The sequence below is a fragment of the Shinella zoogloeoides genome (assembly GCF_022682305.1).
In the GTDB taxonomy this organism is placed as follows: Bacteria; Pseudomonadota; Alphaproteobacteria; order Rhizobiales; family Rhizobiaceae; genus Shinella; species Shinella zoogloeoides_B.
The window spans coordinates 3,919,206-3,938,904 of record NZ_CP093528.1 but is presented as its reverse complement, the minus strand read 5'-3'; the positions used below and the strand labels follow the sequence as shown (position 1 = coordinate 3,938,904).

Below are 19,699 nucleotides of genomic sequence, written 5' to 3'. Positions count from 1 at the left end.
TTCTTAGCCGGATTCAGCGCCTTCCGGATTGAAGTACGGTCGCCAGCATCGTCTGCATGGCGATCGTATCCTCGAGAGCCGGACGCTGGCGGCTTTGCAGGATCGCGCCCTGAAGGCGCTGGGTTTCCCGGCGGATAGCGGGGCCGGTCCATGTCTTCAGGGCATTCTCGACAATAGGCTTGCGGCGGAAATGCAGATGACGACCGAGCGTCGCCATTGCCTGCGCGGCAGGCGCGCGCTTCTCGTCCATTTCCGCCCTCATCAGTTCCAGGAGCTGGAACTGGCGCAAGCACCCCTGCAGGACGAGGAAGACCGGTGTCTTGGAGGATACGATCTTCTGGATCGCGTGGAGAAAGCCTTCGCGGTCGCCCTTCAGGATGGCGTCGATGGCGTCGTCCGTGGAAATCGCACTGGCGTCGCCAACGATCTCCTCCACGTCCTCCTCCTCAATCAGCTCCTTGCCGCGGCAATAGAGCGCGAGCTTGCGCACCTCGTTGCGCGAAGCGAGCCGGTCGCCACCGATGGTTTCCATCAGGCGTTCCCGAGCGGCGGGTGAAATGCGCAGCCCTTCCGCGGTCAGCTCCTGATCGATCAACGCCTGGAGGGCGCGCCCGTCGTCCGCGTAGCAGGCGATGGCGACGGCTTGTGATGCCGATTCGGCCACCTTGCGCAGCGCGGCCCCCTTCTTCAGGTCGCCGGCCTCGATGATGAGCGTGGAAGGACCGGGAGGCTGGCCGGCGAGGATGTCGAGACCATCGGAAAGACCCTTCTCGCTGCCGGCATTGCGGATCCAGACGAGGCGCTCACCGCCGAAAAGGCCGATGGCGTTCATTTCGTCGATCAGGCGGCCGGGCTGGTTGCCGATATCGCTGGCGTCCAGTTTGACGACGGAGAAGGCGTCATCGAGATTGACGCCGCTCGTGGCGGCAAGAGTGGCCGCGCGCTCGGAAACCAGGCCACGGTCTGGTCCGTAGATGAGGAAAAGCCGCACGGGCAAGGGCTTCCGCTTTGCGAAAGCATCGAACTCGTGCGACTTGACTTCCGCCATAGCCGGCTCAGCGGCGCGCCAGCGCCGAAGCGACGTCGGCGCGGATCAACTCGGCAAGCTCGCGCGCTCCGCGGTTTTCCGCATCGCGGACGGCGCGCAGCTTGGCAAATTCCTGAGCCGGGAAATCGACCATCGCAACCGCCGAGCGCTTGCCGGAGGCCAGTGTTTCGCCGGAGTCGGCCCTCGTGAGATTGTAGTCCGCTGTAACGGTGACCCGGCCGGACCGGGCGATATCGTCCCTCACGTCGTTGAGTACGCCAACGGTTCGGACGGTGACGTCCATTTCCAGATGATAGACGGCGTTCTGCGGTTCGCCTGCGCCGCCGGCGAAGAGGAAGATCAGGTCGTTCCTGACTTGCTGCTCCACACGGTCGCCTGCCTCCGAAATCGAGATGGAGGCGAGCTTGCCTTCCGTTCCGCCCGGCGTGGAATAGAGCGGCCGCACCTGGCAGCCGGCGAGCATGCCGATAAGGGCAACGCCGGCAAGCGCCTTGGCGAGCCGCGAGAGACCGGTTCCGTCAGACAACAACATTCACGATCCTCTGCGGTACGACGATGATCTTCTTGGGCTTCTGGCCGCCGAGCGCCGTCTGCACGGCCTCCAGCGCCAGAACGGCCGCTTCCACGGCACTCTGGTCCGCGTCGCGGGCGATTGTCAAATCCGCCCGCTTCTTGCCGTTGATCTGCACCGGCAGGGTGACCTCGTTCTCGGCGACCAGGCTATCGGCATAGGCCGGCCAGGCGGAGGTGGCGACGAGCCCTTCCCCACCGATTTCGCGCCAGCATTCTTCCGCAAGATGCGGCGTCATCGGCGCGACGATGCGGATCAGGATGCCCACGGCCTCGCGCAACGCGGAGACGAGATCGGACGAGGCCTTGCCGGCCGCGGCGCTCGCCAGCGGCGCGGCGAGCGCGTTGACGAATTCGTAGATGCGTGCGACGGCCTTGTTGAAGGCGAGCTTGTCGTAATCGCCCTGGACCGCCTTGAGCGTCCTGTGCGCGGCCTGCGAGACGGCCAGCGCCTCGCCATCCACGCCCGGTCGGCCTTCGGCGGCCTTGAGGGCGGGCGCGGCTTCGCCGATCAGGCGCCAGACGCGCTGGACGAAACGGTGGGCGCCTTCGACGCCGGCTTCCGACCAGATGACGTCACGATCCGGCGGGGAGTCGGAGAGCACGAAGAAGCGGGCCGTATCGGCACCGTAGGAGGCGATGATATCGTCCGGATCGACGACATTCTTCTTCGACTTCGACATCTTCTCGATGGAGCCGATGGCGATTTCTTCGCCGGATTCGAGATGCGTCGCACGGCGTTTGCCGTCCACTTCCTCGATATGGATTTCAGCCGGCGTCACCCATTCCCGCTTGCCGTCGACGGCGCGGCTATAGGTTTCGTGCACGACCATGCCCTGGGTGAAGAGGCCCTTGAAAGGCTCCTTCAGGTCGAGATGGCCGGCGACCTGCATGGCACGAGTGAAGAAGCGCGAATAGAGGAGATGCAGGATCGCATGCTCGATACCGCCGATATACTGGTCGACCGGTAGCCAGGCATTGGCTGCAGCCGGATCCGTCGGGTCGTTTTCCCAAGGGGCGGTGAAGCGGGCGAAATACCAGGACGAGTCAACGAAGGTATCCATCGTGTCCGTCTCGCGGCGGGCGTCCTTGCCGCAATGCGGGCAGGCGATGTGACGCCAGGTCGGATGGCGGTCGAGCGGATTGCCCGGCTTGTCGAAGGTGACGTCGTCGGGCAGCTTGACCGGGAGGTCGGCCTTGGGAACGGGAACAACGCCGCAATCGTCGCAATGGATGACCGGGATCGGGCAGCCCCAATAGCGCTGGCGCGAGATGCCCCAGTCGCGCAGGCGGAAATTCACCTTGCGCTCGGCCACCGGCGCATTGCCGAGCGTGGCGGCGGTGAGGCGCTTTGCAACCTCCTCGAAGGCTTCCTCGGTGCCAAGGCCGTCCAGGAAGCGGGAGTTGATCATCACGCCGTCGCCGACATAGGCCTCGTCGGCAATGGCGAAGGTGGCGGCGTCGCCGTCCTTCGGCATGACGACCGGCACGACCGGCAGATCGTATTTGCGGGCGAAGTCGAGGTCGCGCTGATCACCGGAGGGGCAGCCGAAGATGGCGCCCGTGCCGTAGTCCATCAGCACGAAGTTCGCGACATAGACCGGTAGCTCCCAGGTGGGATCGAAGGGATGGCGCACGCGGATACCGGTATCCATACCCTTCTTCTCGGCGGTTTCGAGCGCGGCGAGCGAGGTGCCGGCGCGGCGGCACTCCTCGCAGAAGGCCATGATCTCGGCACTCTTCGCCGAGACTTCCTTCGCCAGCGGATGATCGGCGGAAATGGCAAGGAACGAGGCGCCGAACAGCGTGTCTGGGCGCGTCGTGTAGACGGTGACGTCCTTCTCGCTCGTCAGGCCCGTGCCTTCGGTCACCTCCCAGCGCACCAGCATGCCTTCCGAACGGCCGATCCAGTTCTTCTGCATCAGTCGGACCTTTTCCGGCCACTGGTCGAGCGTTTCCAGCGAATCGAGCAGGTCCTGGCTGAAATCCGTGATGCGGAAGAACCACTGGGTCAGCTCGCGCTGCTCGACGAGCGCGCCGGAACGCCAGCCGCGTCCGTCGATGACCTGCTCGTTGGCGAGAACGGTGTGATCGACCGGGTCCCAGTTCACCTTGGACTGCTTGCGGTAGACGAGGTTCTTTTCCAGGAAATCGAGGAAGAGATGCTGCTGGCGGTGATAGTAATCGACGTCGCAGGTGGCGAATTCACGCGACCAGTCGAGTGACAGGCCCATGGATTTCAATTGCTTGCGCATTGTCGCGATGTTTTCGTAGGTCCAGCCCTTCGGGTGGACCTTGTTCTGCATGGCGGCGTTCTCGGCGGGCATGCCGAAAGCGTCCCAGCCCATCGGGTGCAGGACGTTGTAACCGCGCGCGCGCTTGTAGCGGGCGACGACGTCGCCCATGGCGTAGTTGCGCACATGGCCCATATGAATGCGGCCCGACGGATAGGGGAACATCTCGAGGACGTAGTACTTCTCGCGCGGATCGTCGTTCTTCGTCAGGAAGACGTCGTCTTCGTTCCATTTTGCCTGCCAGCGGGGTTCGGCATCGCGCGGATTGTAACGTTCGGTGGCCATGTCTTTGATGTTCCGGAAGTCTTTTGGAGGTTTTGGCGGGCGGTCCGCCCATGCGAATATGGTGCCGAGACCTTCATCATGAAACCGCCGAAGCGTCAAGTTTTCCGGCCCGCCGCGGGTTTGCCGCGCCGCGCGCGCTTGGCAAGCGCCGCCAATTTCGCTAGGTCCGGCATTCGACAGCCGATGGAGAATGACCATGGACCTTCAGGATCGTCTCGAAGATGTGCGTAGCCGGATGCGCAAGGCCGCGGCCGAGGCCAGCCGCAAGCCGGAGGCGGTCACGCTTGTGGCGGTATCGAAGACCTTCGACGCCGAGGCGATACGGCCAGCGATCGCAGCGGGCCAGCGTGTCTTCGGCGAGAACCGCGTGCAGGAGGCGCAGGGCAAGTGGCCGGGCCTTCGCGAGGAGACGGCCGGCATCGAGCTGCACCTGATCGGCCCGCTGCAGTCCAACAAGGCGGCAGAGGCCGTGGCGCTCTTCGACGTCATCGAGACGGTGGACCGGGAGAAGATCGCGCGGGCGCTTGCCGACGAAATGCAGAAGCAGGGCCGCGCGCTGCGGCTCTATGTCCAGGTCAATACCGGCCTCGAGCCGCAGAAGGCCGGCATTGCGCCGGACGATACGGTCGCCTTCGTAGCCTTCTGCCGGGAAGAGCTGGGTCTCACCATCGAGGGGCTGATGTGCATTCCGCCGGCGGACGAGAATCCCGGCCCGCATTTCGCGCTGCTCGCCAAACTTGCCGGGCGCTGCAATCTCGACAAGCTCTCCATGGGCATGTCGGGCGATTACGATGTCGCCATCGGTTTCGGCGCGACAAGCGTGCGCGTCGGCTCGGCGATTTTTGGCACGCGCTGAATTTTGCTTCGTAGCGTGACGAAAAGCCCGGCGCGGTTTTCACGCCGGGCTTTTCGTCACGCGCTCGGGCGTTTGAAATCGCCTGTCGCGGCGTCCATGATCCAGAGTTCGCCGGTCGAGATATCGAACCAGGCGCCGTGCAGCTGGATACGGCCCTTCTCCTCCAGGATGCGCACGCAGGGGAACGTCCTGAGATTGGTGATGGAATTGCGGATGGAAACGCGCTCAAGGGCGCGCTGGCGCTCGGCCTGGGTGAGGATGCCCGCGCCCTGGAGCTGCTCGGCGACGGGCTTCAGCATGCCCATCCACTTGCCGATGAAATCGCCGGGCGAAAGTGGTTCGGCATCCGGGTCGAGAGCGGCCGAAATGCCGCCGCAGCGGCCGTGGCCCATCACGAGGATATCGGTGACCTTCAACGACTGCACGGCGAATTCGAGGGCGGCGGATGTGGCGTGGAACTGGCCGTCCGGCTCGTAGGGCGGAACGAGATTGGCGACATTACGCACCACGAAGAGTTCGCCCGGCCCGCTGTCGAAGATCGTTTCCGGCGCGGCGCGGGAATCGCAACAGGCGATCACGAGCGTTTTCGGTTTCTGGCCGGTCTCGGCCAACGCCCTGTAGCGCGCCGACTGCTCGGCATAACGGCCGGACATGAAGTTGCGATAGCCATTCAGAAGACGATCGGGAAAGCGGTTCATGGTGTCGGAATACCCCTGTTCTAGCGATCCGCCGGATGAGGCCCCACCCGACTTCTCGCATAAACCATTCCGGGGCACGGGGCGCAAGGCCGGATCGGGCCTGTATCCCCGCCTCAGGGCCGGCGTGCCTGGGCCGGGTGCAGGAGACGGCGCATGTTCACCATGGCCATCGGGGTTGCGATGCTGGAGGCGTCCTGCTCCAGTGTCAGTTCGTCGGCGCCGCGTTTGGCGGTGCGGGCGACGATCTCGAAGACGCTGGCGGTCGCCGTCGCCAGCGCCCTCTCCTCGGCAAGGTCCTCCATAAGCCGGGAGAGGAAGATTGCCGCAAGCAGGTCGCCGGTTCCGTTCGGCGGGTTCGGCATCATGCGGTGTTCGGCGAGCAGCGCATTGCGGCCGGAAAGGTAGAGATTGCCCGTGCTGCCGGCCATCATCGGCAGGGCGGAGGTGACGAGCATGCGCGGGGGGCCGAGCGAGAGCGCGGCATCGATGATCGCCGCGTTCGTCTCCAGCGTCGTTCCCGTGAGCCAGGCAAGCTCGAAGCGGTTGGGGGTGGCGATGGAGGCCAGCGGGATCAGGTTGTCGCGGATCGCCGTGGCCGTTTCCTCGGGCACGTAGAGGCCGCGATCGTCGCCACAGACGGGGTCGCACATATAGAGAAGGTCGGGATTGTCCGCCCGCAGGCTCTCGACGAGCCTTGCGACGGAACGGGCCTGCGCGGCGCTGCCGAGATAGCCGGACAGGACAGCCTTCACCTCGTCGCGCCAGGGCGCGCGGATGAGATCGGAGACGATGGCGTTGAAATCGTCGCTGGAAATGGCGACGCGCGTGGCGCGGCCGTGGCCGGGATGCCAGGGCAGGATGACCGTGGGCAGCGCCCAGACCGGGTGGCCGAGGGTTTCAAGCGCGAAGACGGCGGCGCGGTTGCCGACCGTACCGCGCACCACATGGCTCGAAATGACGATGACCGTGCCCTTGCCGCTCTCGTTCATAGCCGGCTCCCTTCGTTCGCGAAGTGATGGCAAGGGGGTCCATTCCTGTCAATATTTCGCCTTCCGGCAAGAGAAGTGGAGTGAGCGGTTGCAGCAGGTTTTTGGCTGCTTTTCGACGAAAAATCACGATTTTCACGTCGAAACGACAGTAAAACTGACCTAGTTTGGACAAAATCGATTGAATTTTCTCGCAAAAGCACAAATTCCGTCGCTTGTATTTTTTCTTCTGCTAACGTCCCGGGCATCGGATTCGAGGGAGAATTCCATGGGTGCCAGGACCAACATGAAACGAGAAAAACACATCGAGGCCGCAAAGGCCGCGGCCGCAGCCCTTGGCGCAAGGACGCTCAATCCCGACATCCTCTTCGGGCGCGCCAGCAAGGACGACATCGAGCATTATAACGGTGAAATGCTGGCCGCCGCCGCCGCCCATGCCATGGCTGAAATCGAGGCCTGGGACGGCAGTGCGCCGCGCGTCACCGTTACCACGCTCGCCGATGTGAGGCCGCAGGGTGAGCCGGTCTCCGTTCTTTCCGTCACCGACCGCAACCAGCCGTTCCTTTACGATTCGGTGATGGGCGAGGTGACGAGCACCCATCGTGATATCCATCTCGCCATCCACCCGATCCTCGTCGTGACGCCGGGCGAGGCGCCGAAGCTGTTCTCGCCGGAAGAGGAAAGCGATCCGACGCAGCGGGTCAGCCATATCGAGATCCACCTTTCCGAGCTTGGCCCGGCCGAGGCCGCCTCGCTCGCCGAGCGCATCGGCAATGTGCTGGACCAGGTGCACCTTGCCGTCGACGACTGGCCGTCCATGCTGGAAAAGCTGGACAGCGTTACAGCCGACATGGCGCGTTATGCCAAGGACAAGCCCGGCAAGGATGAGGCGCTGGCCTTCCTCGACTGGCTGCGCGGCAACAATTTCACCTTCCTCGGCATGCGGGAATACAGCTATTCCGGCAAGGGCGAGGCGGCGAGCGTGGAACGCGGGGGCGAAGGCCTCGGCATTCTCTCCGATCCCGATGTACGGGTGCTGCGTCTCGGCAAGGACGCCGTGACGACGACGCCGGAAATCCTCGAATTCCTCGAAGGCCCGGATTTCCTGATCGTCACCAAGGCCAATGTGAAGTCCGTCGTGCATCGACGGGCCTATATGGACTATGTCGGCCTGAAGCGCTTCGACGAGAAGGGCAAGGTGATCGGGGAGCTGCGCATCGTCGGCCTCTTCACCTCAACCGCCTATACCCATGCCGCAGGCCAAATCCCGCTGCTGCGCTCCAAGGTGGAGCATGTGGTCGAGCATTTCGGCTACGACCCCAAGAGCCATTCCGGCAAGATGCTGATCAACACGCTGGAATCCTATCCGCGTGACGATCTCTTCCAGATCGACACCGGCCTGCTCGCCACCTTCTGCGAGCAGATCAACGAGCTTTCCGACCGGCCGCGCATCCGTGTTCTGCCGCGTATCGATCGATTCGACCGCTTCGTCTCCGTCATCGTCTATGTTCCGCGTGAACAGTATGACTCGGATGTGCGCGAAAAGATCGGCAACTACCTGAAGTCGGCCTATGACGGCCGCGTCTCCGCCTATTATCCGGCTTTCCCGGAAGGCGGGCTTGCGCGTGTCCACTTCATTATCGGCCGTTCCGGTGGCAAGACGCCGCGCATCCCGCAGCCAAAGCTGGAACAGGCCGTGCGCGAGATCGCGACGCGCTGGACGGACCGTTTCGAGGCGCTCACCAATGCCGATGGCGTGCGTCTCGAGACCGACCGTGGCTATCAGGAGGACTTCACCCCGGCCGAGGCCCATGCGGACCTGACGCTGATCACCACCGCGACAGCCGAGAATCCGATCCGCATCGCCTTCTACCGCAAGGCCTGGAACACGGACCTGACGTCGGTCGAGCTGAAGATCTTCCATGCCGGCGAGCCGGTCTCGCTGTCGCGGCGTGTGCCGCTGCTCGAAAATCTCGGCTTCAACGTCGTCAGCGAGCAGACGCACGACCTGACGCTGGTCGGCCTCGACGGCGGCGAGCGCCGCGTCATCCTGCATGACATGGAGTTGAAGCAGCGCGACGGGCAGGAGGTCAATCTTGCCAAGCTCAGCCCGATGCTGGAGGAGGCCTTCCTTGCCGCCTGGCATGGCGAGGTGGACGACGACGCGCTGAACCGCCTGATCCTGACTGGCGGCCTTTCGGCCCGCGAGATTATGGCGCTGCGCACCTACTCGCGCTACCTGCGCCAGACAGGCATTGCCTATTCGCAGGGTTACATCGCCGATACGCTGAACAAATATCCGGCCATCGCGGCGAACCTCTTCCGCCTGTTCGACACCCGCCTCGACCCGAAGCTTTCGGACCGCCAGCGCGAGAAGAAATCCGCGGAAGCCGCAGCCGCTATCGAGGGAGCGCTGGCCAACGTGCCGAGCCTCGACGAGGACCGGATGCTGCGCCGCTACGTCAACGCCATCGAGGCGACGCTGCGCACCAACTATTTCCAGAACGATCCGGACGGCAGGCCGCGCCGCACGCTGGCGATCAAGCTCGATCCGAAGGCCCTCGACGGCCTGCCGGAGCCCCGCCCCTTCCGCGAAGTCTTCGTCTATGGCGCGGAAGTGGAAGGCGTGCATCTGCGCTTCGGCAAGGTTGCTCGCGGCGGCCTTCGCTGGTCGGACCGCGCGCAGGACTATCGCACGGAAGTGCTCGGCCTCGTGAAAGCGCAGCAGGTGAAGAACTCGGTCATCGTGCCGGTCGGCGCCAAGGGCGGCTTCTATCCGAAGCAGCTTCCCGTCGGCGGCAGCCGCGACGCGATCTTCAAGGCCGGCACGGAAGCCTACAAGACCTATATCCGCACGCTGCTCTCCGTCACCGACAATATCGTCGGCCAGGACGTAGTGCCGCCGGCCGATACGGTCCGCATCGACGGTGACGACCCCTACTTCGTCGTCGCCGCCGACAAGGGCACGGCGACCTTCTCCGACACGGCGAATGGCCTCGCCCAGGAAGCCGGATTCTGGCTCGACGACGCCTTCGCGTCCGGCGGTTCTGCCGGCTACGACCACAAGAAGATGGGCATCACCGCCCGCGGCGCCTGGGAAACCGTCAAGCGCCACTTCCGCGAGATGAATATCGACATCCAGAAGACGCCCTTCACCGTCGCCGGCGTCGGCGACATGTCGGGCGACGTCTTCGGCAACGGCATGCTGCTGTCGCGCAAGATCCGCCTCGTCGCGGCTTTCGACCACCGCGATATCTTCATCGATCCTTCGCCGGATACGGATACGTCCTTCGCCGAGCGCCGCCGCATGTTCAACCTGCCGCGCTCGAGCTGGCAGGATTATGACCGCTCGGTGCTCTCCAAGGGTGCGATGATCATTCCGCGCACGGAGAAATCCGTGACGCTGACGCCGGAAGCCATGGCCGTGATCGGCATCGACAAGGCCAAGGCGACGCCGTTCGAGATCATGACGGCGATCCTCAAGGCGCCGGTCGATCTTCTCTGGTTCGGCGGTATCGGCACCTATATCCGCGGCCAGAACGAGACGGATGCGGAAGTCGGCGACCGCGCCAACGATCCGATCCGCATCGTCGGCGAGGATGTCCGCGCCAAGGTCATCGGCGAGGGCGCGAACCTCGGCGTCACGCAGCGCGGCCGCATCGCCTTCGGCCTCAAGGGCGGCCGCAGCAATTCCGACGCCATCGACAACTCGGCCGGCGTGAATTCGTCGGACGTCGAGGTCAACATCAAGATCGCGCTCGCCTCGGCCATGCGCGACGAGCGGCTGACGCGCGCCAAGCGCAACGTGCTGCTCGCCTCGATGACGGACGAGGTGGCCCATCTCGTGCTGCGCAACAACTACCTGCAGTCGCTGGCGATCTCGCTGACGGAAAAGCAGGGCGCGGCCAACCGCGCGCCGCTGACACGCCTGATGGATCGCCTGGAGGCCGCCGGCCAGCTCAACCGCAAGGTCGAGACGCTGCCCGACGACCGTACGGTCGCCGAGCGCTACCAGGCCGGCAAGCCGCTGACGCGGCCGGAGATCGGCGTGCTGCTCTCCTATGCCAAGCTGGTGCTGTTCGATGAGCTGATCCACACGGACCTGCCGGACGAGCCCTATTTCGAGCCGACCCTTTCGGGCTACTTCCCGGCCAAGATGCAGAAGGCCTATGCGGACGATATCCGTTCGCATCGCCTGCGCCGCGAGATCATCGCGACGATCCTCTGCAACGAGGTGATCAACCGCGGTGGCCCGGCCTTCATCAACACCCTGACCGATGGCACGGGCTTCGGCCCGGCGGATGCGGTGAAGGCGGCAATCATCGCCCGTGACGGCTACGGCCTTGCAGCGCTCTATGCCGGCGTCGATGCGCTGGACAACGTTGTCGCCGGCTCGGTGCAGAATGACCTCTATGAGGAGATCGGCCGCATCTACGCTTCCGTCACCGGCTTGCTCCTGACGACGGGCGCGGTTTCCGGCCCGCTGGAACAGGCGGTGCACAAGCTCAGGCAGGCGCTGAAGCAGCTTCGCCCGAACCTCGCGACGCTGGTTTCGGAGGTTGCGGCCGACGAAGCCCGCCGCAAGGCCCATGCCTATGAGGACGAAGGCGTGCCGGCTGAACTGGCGGAAGAAATCGCCACGCTCTCCACGCTCACCTTCGTGCCGGAAGTCATGCTGATCGCGACGGCGACCGGCGATACGCTCGGAAAGACGGCGCAGACCTTCGCCGGCATCAGCTCCGCGCTGAATATCGGCCGCCTGCTCTCGGCCGCCGGCCGCATTCCGACCGGCGATCTCTATGAGGCTCTCGCCCTTCAGCGCAGCCTTACCGATATCGCCAATGCCCGCCGCGACCTTTCGAGCGCCGTGCTGATCCGCCACAAGGGCGATAAGGCCCCCCTCGCCGCCTGGCAGCAGGCGGAGAAGGAACGGCTTGCCCGCGTGACGGCGAACCTCTCGGCGCTGACGGAAACGGGCGAGGCCACGCTCGCCAAGGTCAGCGTCGCCGCCGGCATCCTGAGCGACCTTGCACAGGAAAGGGCGAAGTGAGACAGTCCGCTGCCGGCTGATGGGTCCATGTTTCCATCAGCCGACAGACGGGCGCATGGTCGTTGCCCCATAGCCAAGGAGGGGCAATGACGGTCGTCACGGAAAGCCGGGAGCCACGGACGGGCCGTCTCGGTATTGCGGGCTGGATGCTGTTCGACTGGGCAGCCCAGCCCTTTTTCACGGTCATCACCACCTTCATCTTCGGCCCCTACCTCGTCTCGCGCCTCACCGAGGACCATGCGGCCGGTCAGGCGGCCTGGAGCTACACGCTCACCATTGCCGGCATCGCCATTGCGCTGCTCGCCCCGGTCATGGGTTCCATCGCGGACGCCTCCGGTGCGCGAAAGCCCTGGATCGCCGTCTTTGCGGTGGTGAAGATCCTGTCGCTCGCCGCCCTCTGGCAGGCGGCGCCGGGCAGCAGCTTGCCCTTCGCCATGGCGATGATCGTGCTTGCGACCGTCGCGGCGGAATTCTCCATCGTCTTCAACGATTCGATGATGCCCCGGCTGGTGAAGCCCGAGGATACGGGGCGGGTCTCCAATATCGCCTGGGGCCTCGGCTATCTCGGCGGCATGATCGTGCTGATCGCCGTCGTCGCCCTCATCGCCGCCAATCCCGACACGGGCAAGACTGCCCTCGGCATCTCGCCCCTCTTCGGTCTAAATCCCGCAACGGGCGAGGATGCGCGCATCACCGGGCCGATCTCGGCGGCCTGGTATTTCGTCTTCATCCTGCCGATGTTCCTGTTCACGCCGGACCAGAGCAAGGGCCTGCCCATCACCGCGGCCGTGCGTGCCGGCTTTTCCGATCTCTCCGCGACGCTGCGTGACCTGAAAAACAGGCCCGGCATCCTCCGTTTCCTTATCGCCCGCATGATCTACCAGGACGGTGTCAATGGGCTTCTTGCGCTTGGGGGCACTTTTGCGGCCGGCATGTTCGCCTGGCAGACCTTCGAACTCGGCATCTACGGCATCATCCTCAATGTCGTCGCCATCGGCGGCTGCCTCTATGCCAGCCGGCTGGACAAGCGCCTCGGCTCGAAGATCGTCGTCGTCATGAGCCTCGTCTGCCTGACGCTCGCCACCATCGGCATCGTCTCGACCGGCCCCGGCTTCACGCTCTTCGGCCTTATCCCGTTGCCGACCGCCGATAGCGGCGGCCTCTTCGGCACGGCGGCGGAGAAGGCCTATATCCTCTACGGCCTTCTGATCGGCGTCGCCTTCGGTCCCGTGCAAGCCTCGGCGCGCTCCTATCTGGCGAGAAGCATCCATCCGGACGAGGCGGGCCGCTATTTCGGCCTCTATGCCCTTTCGGGCCGGGCGACATCGTTCCTCGCTCCGCTCTCGGTTGCGCTCATCACTACGGCCACGGGCTCCGCCCGCCTCGGCATGATGGCGCTGATCGCCTTCCTCGTCGTTGGCCTCCTGCTCCTGCTGCGCACGCCCTACCCGGCCGCCAAGGTTGAGGCCTGAAACGCAAAACGCCCCTTTCGGGGCGTTTCGTTCAGGTGGAGCCGAAGTTCAGTGGCGGAAGTGGCGCATGCCGGTGAAGACCATGGCGACACCCGCCTCGTCCGCCGCGGCGATGACTTCCGCATCGCGCATCGAGCCGCCCGGCTGGATGACGGCCGTCGCGCCGGCGGCGATTGCCGAGAGCAGACCGTCCGCGAAGGGTAGGAAGGCTTCGGAGGCGACGGCGGAGCCGCGCGTCAGCGGTTCCGCAAGGCCCATGGCCTTTGCGGCTTCCTCGGCCTTCAGGCCCGCAATGCGGGCGGAATCGACGCGGCTCATCTGCCCGGCGCCGATACCGGCGGTCTGGCCGTCCTTGGCATAGACCACGGCATTCGACTTGACATGCTTGGCGACCTTGAAGGCGAACTTCATGTCCACAAGCTCTTGCGCCGTCGGCGCGCGCTTGGTCACGACCTTCAGTTCCAGGTCCTCGACCATGCCGTTGTCGCGGCTCTGCACCAGCAGGCCGCCGGAAACGGTCTTGGCGGAAAGGCCCGGCACGCGCGGATCGGGCAGCGCGCCCGTCACCAGCAGGCGCAGGTTCGGCTTGGAGGCGATGATGGCGCGGGCCTTCTCGTCGGCATCCGGTGCGATGATGACCTCGGTGAAGAGCTTGACGATTTCTTCCGCCGTCTCCCCGTCCAGCTTCGAGTTGAGCGCGATGATGCCGCCGAAGGCCGAGACCGGATCGCAGGCGAGCGCCCGAGCATAGGCGTCCTTCAGCGTCTTGCCGGTAGCGACGCCGCAAGGATTGGCGTGCTTGATGATCGCGCAGGCCGGGCCGTTCTCCGGCAGGAACTCGGCGACCAGCTCGAAGGCGGCGTCCGTGTCGTTGATATTGTTGTAGGAGAGCTGCTTGCCCTGCAGCAGCGTCGCGGTGGCGACGCCGGGGCGGTTTTCGCCGGTGACGTAGAAGCCCGCCTTCTGGTGCGGGTTCTCGCCGTAGCGCATCTCTTCCTTCAGGACGCCGCCGAGAACCCGGTGGCGCGGCATCGCGATGTCGAGCGCCTCGGCGAACCAGTTGGAAATCGCCGCGTCATAGGCGGCCGTGCGGGCATAGGCCTTGGCGGCCATGCGCTGGCGGAAGGCGTAGGAGGTTGACCCGTCGGCCAGTTCTTCCAGCAGGGCGGAATAGTCGGCCGGGTCGGTGACGATGGTCACATAGGCATGGTTCTTGGCCGAGGCGCGGATCATGGCCGGACCGCCGATATCGATGTTCTCGACGGTCGTCGGATAGTCGCCGCCCTTGGCGCGGACGTCCTCGAAGGGGTAGAGGTTGATGACCGCAAGGTCGATCGCGCCGATGCCGTGCGCCTTCATCGCCTCGACATGCTCGGCGTCGTCGCGGATCGCCAGCAGGCCGCCGTGAACGGAAGGATGCAGCGTCTTGACGCGGCCGTCCATGATTTCCGGGAAGCCGGTCACTTCCGAAACGTCCGTCACCGTAAGGCCCGCATCGCTGAGCGCCTTGTGCGTGCCGCCGGTCGACAGGAGACGCACGCCCTTTTCGGCGAGCGCCCGGGCAAGCTCGACGATGCCGGTCTTGTCGGAGACCGACAGCAGTGCGGTGCGCATGGTAACGCGGTCGGGGGCGGGGATTTTCTTGGAAATGACGGCCATTGGGATGCTCCGTTCTGACGGCCCGGGAGGAGGGCCGGATGGTCATGCGCCCCGTTATCACAGGCATGGCGCGGAGAAAACCGCGAAAGGATGGAATGGCGCCGGAAGCTGGAGCGCTTTTATCGGAATTTCTCTAGCTTTTTGTTTTATCGTATTATCCGACACCGAAGCGATTCCGCTTCGGCTGGAAACGCTCTAGCGCCGCCGCACCAGCGACCACTGCACCTCCGGCGTCGTGCCGAGCGGCATGGTGAGGGTCAGTTGCCGGGAGGCCCTCACGCCGGAGGGATCGGCGAAGAAGACGTCGTCTTCCTCCTCCACCGGCACGTCGAGGCAGGTCAGCGCCCAGGCCTCGCCGTCGGCCGCCACGAGCCGGGCCTCGTTCTCCGACGCTGGATAGATCTGGATGGCCGGGTGGATATGGAACCGCACCACCGCCAGGCCCTCGACCGGCGCATGCGGATTGCCGGGCTTGAGAAAGCGCTCGCGCCCGCGGATCTCGCTGCCGGAAGGCGCAACGAGGATGTCGCGCTCATAGAGGAGGCCGAAGCGCTTCAGGTAGCCGTCGTGGCTTGCCGTGACGCCGTCGGCGCCGGAATCGCGCTCGGTGCGCGATACCGTCACCTTGCCGACGCCGCCGATGACGATGGGGCCGAGGAAACGGGCGGTTGAGATGCGCGAGGACGAGGTGTCGTTCAGCGTCGCGACCGAGTGGGCCGCCGTCATGCGCGACATCTGCCGCATGGCCTCGCCGGCAAAGCGCGGGCGGCCGGAATTGACGATGAAGCGGTTCTTGCCGGAGGACATCTCGATGGAGAGCGTGCCGGCCGCCGCCGTCGAGGAAAGATCGACGGATTTCGGCACGCCCGTATCCATCAGCACGACCGTCTCCTTCACCGCGAGCCGGTCGTAGTTGATCGAGGGCAGCGCCTTGAAGGGTGCACCGCCCGTCTCGTCGTAGCGCAGCACGGACATCAGCTCGTTCGCCAGCGTATAGGTCGCGCCGTTGAAGAGGGCGAGCTCCCCGCCCTGGTGGCGGAAGAAGCGTAGCGCCGGGAAGATGCGGTCGATGCAGGGAATGAGCTGCGCGGGCATGTCGTGGCCGAGATTGACATAGGTCTGGCGCAGCGGCAGCAGGTCGAGCAGGAGGTCCAGCGCGGCGCGGGGACTGCGCGAGCAATGGCCGCCATCGGGAAGGATCTGGCGGTCCAGCTCCTCGTCGAGATTGCGCGCGGCCTTGCGCATCTTGGAGGGTGAGGATGGGATGGCGATGGAGGCCATGGCAAGCGCGATGCGCACGCGCAGCCGCGGCTCGCCGTCGCGGGTCGTGTCCGCTACATGGCGCAGGTAGCGCACCTGGAAGGCAAGGCTCTTCAGGAAACGCCGGTAGAAGGGGTAGTCGGCATCTTTCAATATGACCGGCGAATGGGAAAGCCAGGCGATGATGCGCTGTGCCGTGATATCCGGCCGCCAGGCAAGGCCTCCGATGACGCGGCCATGGCTCTGCAGCCAGTCGTCGACGATGAAGCGGGTCGTGTGCGCCGCCTTTTCGGGGTCGACCAGCCGCATATGGCGCAGCCAGCCGAAGGAATGCAGGCGAACGGCGAATTCCTCGGAGGGAAGCTCCAGCGCGAAGGGCGATTCGCCCTCGCATTCCAGTACGCGGCCGGCAAGCGGAAAGCGCCCGGCGGCGATTTCTTCGCCGGCGAAGGGATCGGCGGGGTGCAGGTCCGTCGGCGCCACGACAAGTCGATCCGGCGTGCCGCCGGAAAAGCGCATCGCGCTGATTCGGCCCAAGGCAAGCCTTCGCGAGAACCGGCGCCAACCCTCACGCAGATAGAGATAGGAAAGCCGCTGCCGGTCGGAAAGCTGCATGGTTAACGAATGCCTCCAAGCCTATAGGTAGGCCGAGGAGGCAAGCGGCGTCAATTCGTCGGCGCTTATGGACTGTTGATGACGGCGGTGCGCCGTCCTTTCCTCATGCGCCATTGCGCAGCCGCACGGCATAGAAACCGTCCACGCCACCGGCATGCGTGGCCGTCGCGGGCAGCATGGCGGGTGTGGTGCGGAATTCGCCGCGGGGTGTGATCGCGGCCTCCAGCCCCGGCCAGTCCGCAGGGCTGACGGGTTCGATCCGCCAGGAGGGATTGTCGGCGAGCACGCGCGACACCATCTCCTCGCCTTCGTTCGGATCGAGCGAGCAGTTGGAGAAGACGAGTTCCCCGCCCGGTTTCACCAGCGTCATCGCATGGCGCAGCAGCCGCTCCTGAAGGCGGGCGAGCTTTTCGATGTCTTCCGGGCCTTTGGTCCAGAGCACATCCGGGTGCTTGCGGATCGTGCCGGTGGAGGAGCATGGCGCATCGAGCAGGACGGCGTCGAAGAGTTCGGCAGGCCGGTAATCCGCCATATTGGCCTCGACGGCTGTGACCGGCAGGCCGAGCCGGGCAAGATTGCCGATGAGCCGCTTCAGGCGGTTGCCGGACTGGTCGAGGGCGATCACCTCGCCGCCCGCCAGCGCGAGTTGCGCCGTCTTGCCGCCGGGCGCGGCGCAAAGGTCGGCGACCCGCTTGCCGGCAAGGTCGCTGAAAAGCTTCGCCGGAAGGCTCGCGGCGGCATCCTGCACCCACCATTCCCCGGCTTCGAAACCTTCGAGCGCCGGAATGGCGCCGGAGGCGGTGGGAAGGCGCACGGAACCGGTCGGCAGGACGAGGCCGCCGAGCCGGTCGGCCCAGCCTTGCGCATCGGATTTGACGGTGAGGTCGATGGAGGACGGCTCCAGCAGAGAAGCGGCGATCCGGGCCGCATGGTCCGCGCCGTAGATGGCGACAAGCCGCTCGTGGAACCAGGGCGGAATGACGGAGACGGCGCGGGTCGCTGTAAGATGCGAGGCCTTTTCGCGCGAAAGGCGACGCAGCACGGCATTGGTGAGGCTGGCGAAACGGCGGTTGCGCGGGTCGAGCTGGGCCTGTTCCACGGCAAGGTCCACGGCGGAATGATCGGGCACGTCCAGATAAAGGATCTGGGCGGCGGCGACCGTCAGCACGTGTTGCAGCGCCCGCGCGCCCTCCGGCAACGGCGTGCCGACCAGCGTGTCGAGGATCGCCTCGATGCGGGGGAGATGGCGCAGCGCCGTGTTGAGGATCGCGCGCACCAGCGCGCGGTCGGCATCGTTCAACTGGCGATAGGCGGGGTTGCCGTTCTCGAGGTCGAGCATGCCGTCGAGCGGTGTCCGGCGATCCACCACGGCCGCGAGGATTTTCGCCGCGGCCTGCCGGGCGCGAAGGCCCGGCTTTTCCGGCTGGTTCGCGTCGGCCTCCGGGGGCTTCGGACCCCTGCTGCCGCGGTGCCGTTTCGGATGTGCTCTTCTTCTGTCGTCGTTCAAGACCAGGGACCTTTTGGTGGTTCGGAACCACCGCGTCCCCAGCCCGTCGTGGGTACGGAGCGCGATTTGCGCACCGGATTATCAGCCCGGACGGGTTCCGTCGAGCGCGCCTGCATGCCCCGCGCCATTTCCTGCAGCGCGGCGATGCGGTTTTCCGTGTTCGGGTGGGTCGAGAACAGGTTGTCCATGCGCTCGCCCGAGAGCGGATTGATGATGAACATATGGGCGGTCGCCGGGTTGTGCTCGGCGGCCTCGTTGGGGATGCGGCCAGCGGCGACGGCGATCTTCTTCAGTGCTGAGGCGAGCCAGAGCGGGTTGCCGCAGATCTCCGCGCCCCGCTTGTCGGCGGAATATTCGCGCGTGCGGCTGATCGCCATCTGTACCAGCATGGCCGCGAAGGGCGCGACGATCATGGCGATCAGCACGCCGATGAAGCCGAGCGGGTTGTTGTTCTCGCGGTTGTGGCCGCCGCCGAAGAACATGGCGAAGTTGGCGAGCATTGAGATCGCGCCGGCGATCGTCGCCGTCAGCGTCATGGTCAGCGTGTCGCGATTCTGGATATGGGCGAGTTCATGCGCCATCACGCCCGCCACCTCCTCGTAGCTCAGCGCCTGCAGAAGGCCGGTGGAGGCGGCGACGGCCGCGTTCTGCGGGTTGCGGCCGGTCGCAAAGGCGTTCGGCTGGTCGCTGTTGATGACGAAGACGCGCGGCATGGGCAGGCCGGCGCGCGCCGCAAGGTCGCGAACGATGCCGTAATATTCCGGCGCCGAGCGCTCGTCGACCTCCTTGGCGCCGTACATGGACAGCACCATCCGGTCTGAGTTCCAGTAGGAGAAGAAGTTCATGGCGACCGCGACGAGAAGCGCGATCATCATGCCGCCCTTGCCGCCGATGAGCAGGCCCACCCCCATGAAAAGCGCCGTCATGACGGCGAGCAGCATGGCTGTGCGAACGATGTTCATGGGTCTTCAACTCCTGTCCGGCCTTCCCGCCGGTTTGCTGCGTCCCTGCTTTCAAGGGCGCGTTTCACGTGAATCAGCGCTTTCCAGGCTGCCCTGACGTCCCTATATGATGGTAAGCCGAGAGGAATTCTTCAATATCCGGGAAGGATGCCGAATTTCATGCAAAGCGACAACGATAATCATTCCGATGGCCGCAAGGTGCTTTCGCCTGCTGCCCAGCGCGCACTTCTGGAGGCGGAGGAGCGCCGCAAGGCCGCACCGCCCGTCGAGCGTGCGCCGGAGACCGGCGGACGCGGCGGCGAGGATCCGGCACGCTTCGGCGACTGGGAGATCAAGGGCCGGGCGATCGACTTCTAAGAACCCCTCGGCTTCCGGCAGATTGTATGCCTGAAACGGAAACGGCGGCCATCGGCCGCCGTTTCGCGTTTTCCGGAAGG

The 19,699-nt window shown here is 65.2% G+C and carries 13 protein-coding genes; 4 read left to right on the top strand and 9 right to left on the bottom strand.

What is annotated here, in order from left to right; all coding sequences use genetic code 11:
- Positions 1 to 13: 13 nt before the first annotated feature.
- From holA to leuS, 3 genes are read right to left on the bottom strand one after another with little or no spacing between them, the layout of a single operon-like run.
- A complete protein-coding gene (gene holA / locus MOE34_RS19530; RefSeq protein ID WP_242219053.1) occupies positions 14 to 1,048 on the bottom strand; it encodes a DNA polymerase III subunit delta in 1,035 nt (344 codons plus the stop codon).
- Positions 1,049 to 1,055: 7 nt separating this feature from the next.
- On the bottom strand, positions 1,056 to 1,580 hold the full coding sequence (lptE, locus tag MOE34_RS19525; RefSeq protein ID WP_431522394.1) for an LPS assembly lipoprotein LptE: 525 nt from the start codon (positions 1,578 to 1,580) through the stop codon (positions 1,056 to 1,058).
- Positions 1,567 to 4,197, bottom strand: a complete 2,631-nt coding sequence (leuS, locus tag MOE34_RS19520) for a leucine--tRNA ligase (RefSeq protein WP_242219052.1) — start codon at positions 4,195 to 4,197, stop codon at positions 1,567 to 1,569. Before leuS ends, lptE begins: the two co-directional genes overlap by 14 nt.
- A 196-nt stretch (positions 4,198 to 4,393) precedes the next feature.
- Here leuS and MOE34_RS19515 point away from each other — a divergent pair, with 196 nt between their 5' ends.
- Complete coding sequence (locus MOE34_RS19515) at positions 4,394 to 5,053, top strand: YggS family pyridoxal phosphate-dependent enzyme (RefSeq protein WP_242219051.1); 660 nt, start codon at positions 4,394 to 4,396, stop codon at positions 5,051 to 5,053.
- A gap of 56 nt (positions 5,054 to 5,109) precedes the next feature.
- Here the strand turns inward: MOE34_RS19515 and MOE34_RS19510 are convergent, their stop codons facing one another.
- Together MOE34_RS19510 and pdxY are read right to left on the bottom strand one after the other, a co-directional pair.
- Entirely contained in the window at positions 5,110 to 5,751 is a 642-nt protein-coding gene (locus MOE34_RS19510) for a carbonic anhydrase (protein ID WP_242219050.1), read from the bottom strand.
- A 113-nt stretch (positions 5,752 to 5,864) separates the two neighbouring features.
- A complete protein-coding gene (gene pdxY / locus MOE34_RS19505; protein WP_242219049.1) occupies positions 5,865 to 6,740 on the bottom strand; it encodes a pyridoxal kinase PdxY in 876 nt (291 codons plus the stop codon).
- Between the two features lie 265 nt (positions 6,741 to 7,005).
- Here pdxY and MOE34_RS19500 point away from each other — a divergent pair, with 265 nt between their 5' ends.
- Positions 7,006 to 11,787 (top strand): NAD-glutamate dehydrogenase, encoded by a 4,782-nt coding sequence (locus MOE34_RS19500; protein ID WP_242219047.1) that lies wholly within the window; start codon positions 7,006 to 7,008, stop codon positions 11,785 to 11,787.
- 86 nt (positions 11,788 to 11,873) lie between these two features.
- On the top strand, positions 11,874 to 13,259 hold the full coding sequence (locus MOE34_RS19495) for an MFS transporter (RefSeq protein WP_242219044.1): 1,386 nt from the start codon (positions 11,874 to 11,876) through the stop codon (positions 13,257 to 13,259).
- Positions 13,260 to 13,307: 48 nt separating this feature from the next.
- Here the strand turns inward: MOE34_RS19495 and purH are convergent, their stop codons facing one another.
- From purH to htpX, 4 genes are all read right to left on the bottom strand, one after another.
- Complete coding sequence (gene purH, locus MOE34_RS19490; RefSeq protein WP_242219042.1) at positions 13,308 to 14,918, bottom strand: bifunctional phosphoribosylaminoimidazolecarboxamide formyltransferase/IMP cyclohydrolase; 1,611 nt, start codon at positions 14,916 to 14,918, stop codon at positions 13,308 to 13,310.
- Between the two features lie 195 nt (positions 14,919 to 15,113).
- Positions 15,114 to 16,793, bottom strand: coding sequence for a heparinase II/III family protein (locus tag MOE34_RS19485; protein ID WP_242219040.1), 1,680 nt, complete (start codon positions 16,791 to 16,793; stop codon positions 15,114 to 15,116).
- A 103-nt stretch (positions 16,794 to 16,896) separates the two neighbouring features.
- Positions 16,897 to 18,306 carry an RsmB/NOP family class I SAM-dependent RNA methyltransferase gene (locus MOE34_RS19480; protein ID WP_242224145.1) on the bottom strand — a complete coding sequence of 470 codons (1,410 nt, stop codon included), beginning with the start codon at positions 18,304 to 18,306 and terminating at the stop codon, positions 16,897 to 16,899.
- Positions 18,297 to 19,262: a zinc metalloprotease HtpX gene (gene htpX, locus MOE34_RS19475; RefSeq protein WP_242219038.1), complete on the bottom strand. Its 966-nt coding sequence runs from the start codon at positions 19,260 to 19,262 to the stop codon at positions 18,297 to 18,299. Before htpX ends, MOE34_RS19480 begins: the two co-directional genes overlap by 10 nt.
- 159 nt (positions 19,263 to 19,421) lie before the next feature.
- Between htpX and MOE34_RS19470 the strand changes: the two genes are divergently transcribed.
- Positions 19,422 to 19,619: a DUF1674 domain-containing protein gene (locus MOE34_RS19470; RefSeq protein ID WP_242219036.1), complete on the top strand. Its 198-nt coding sequence runs from the start codon at positions 19,422 to 19,424 to the stop codon at positions 19,617 to 19,619.
- Positions 19,620 to 19,699: the final 80 nt, after the last annotated feature.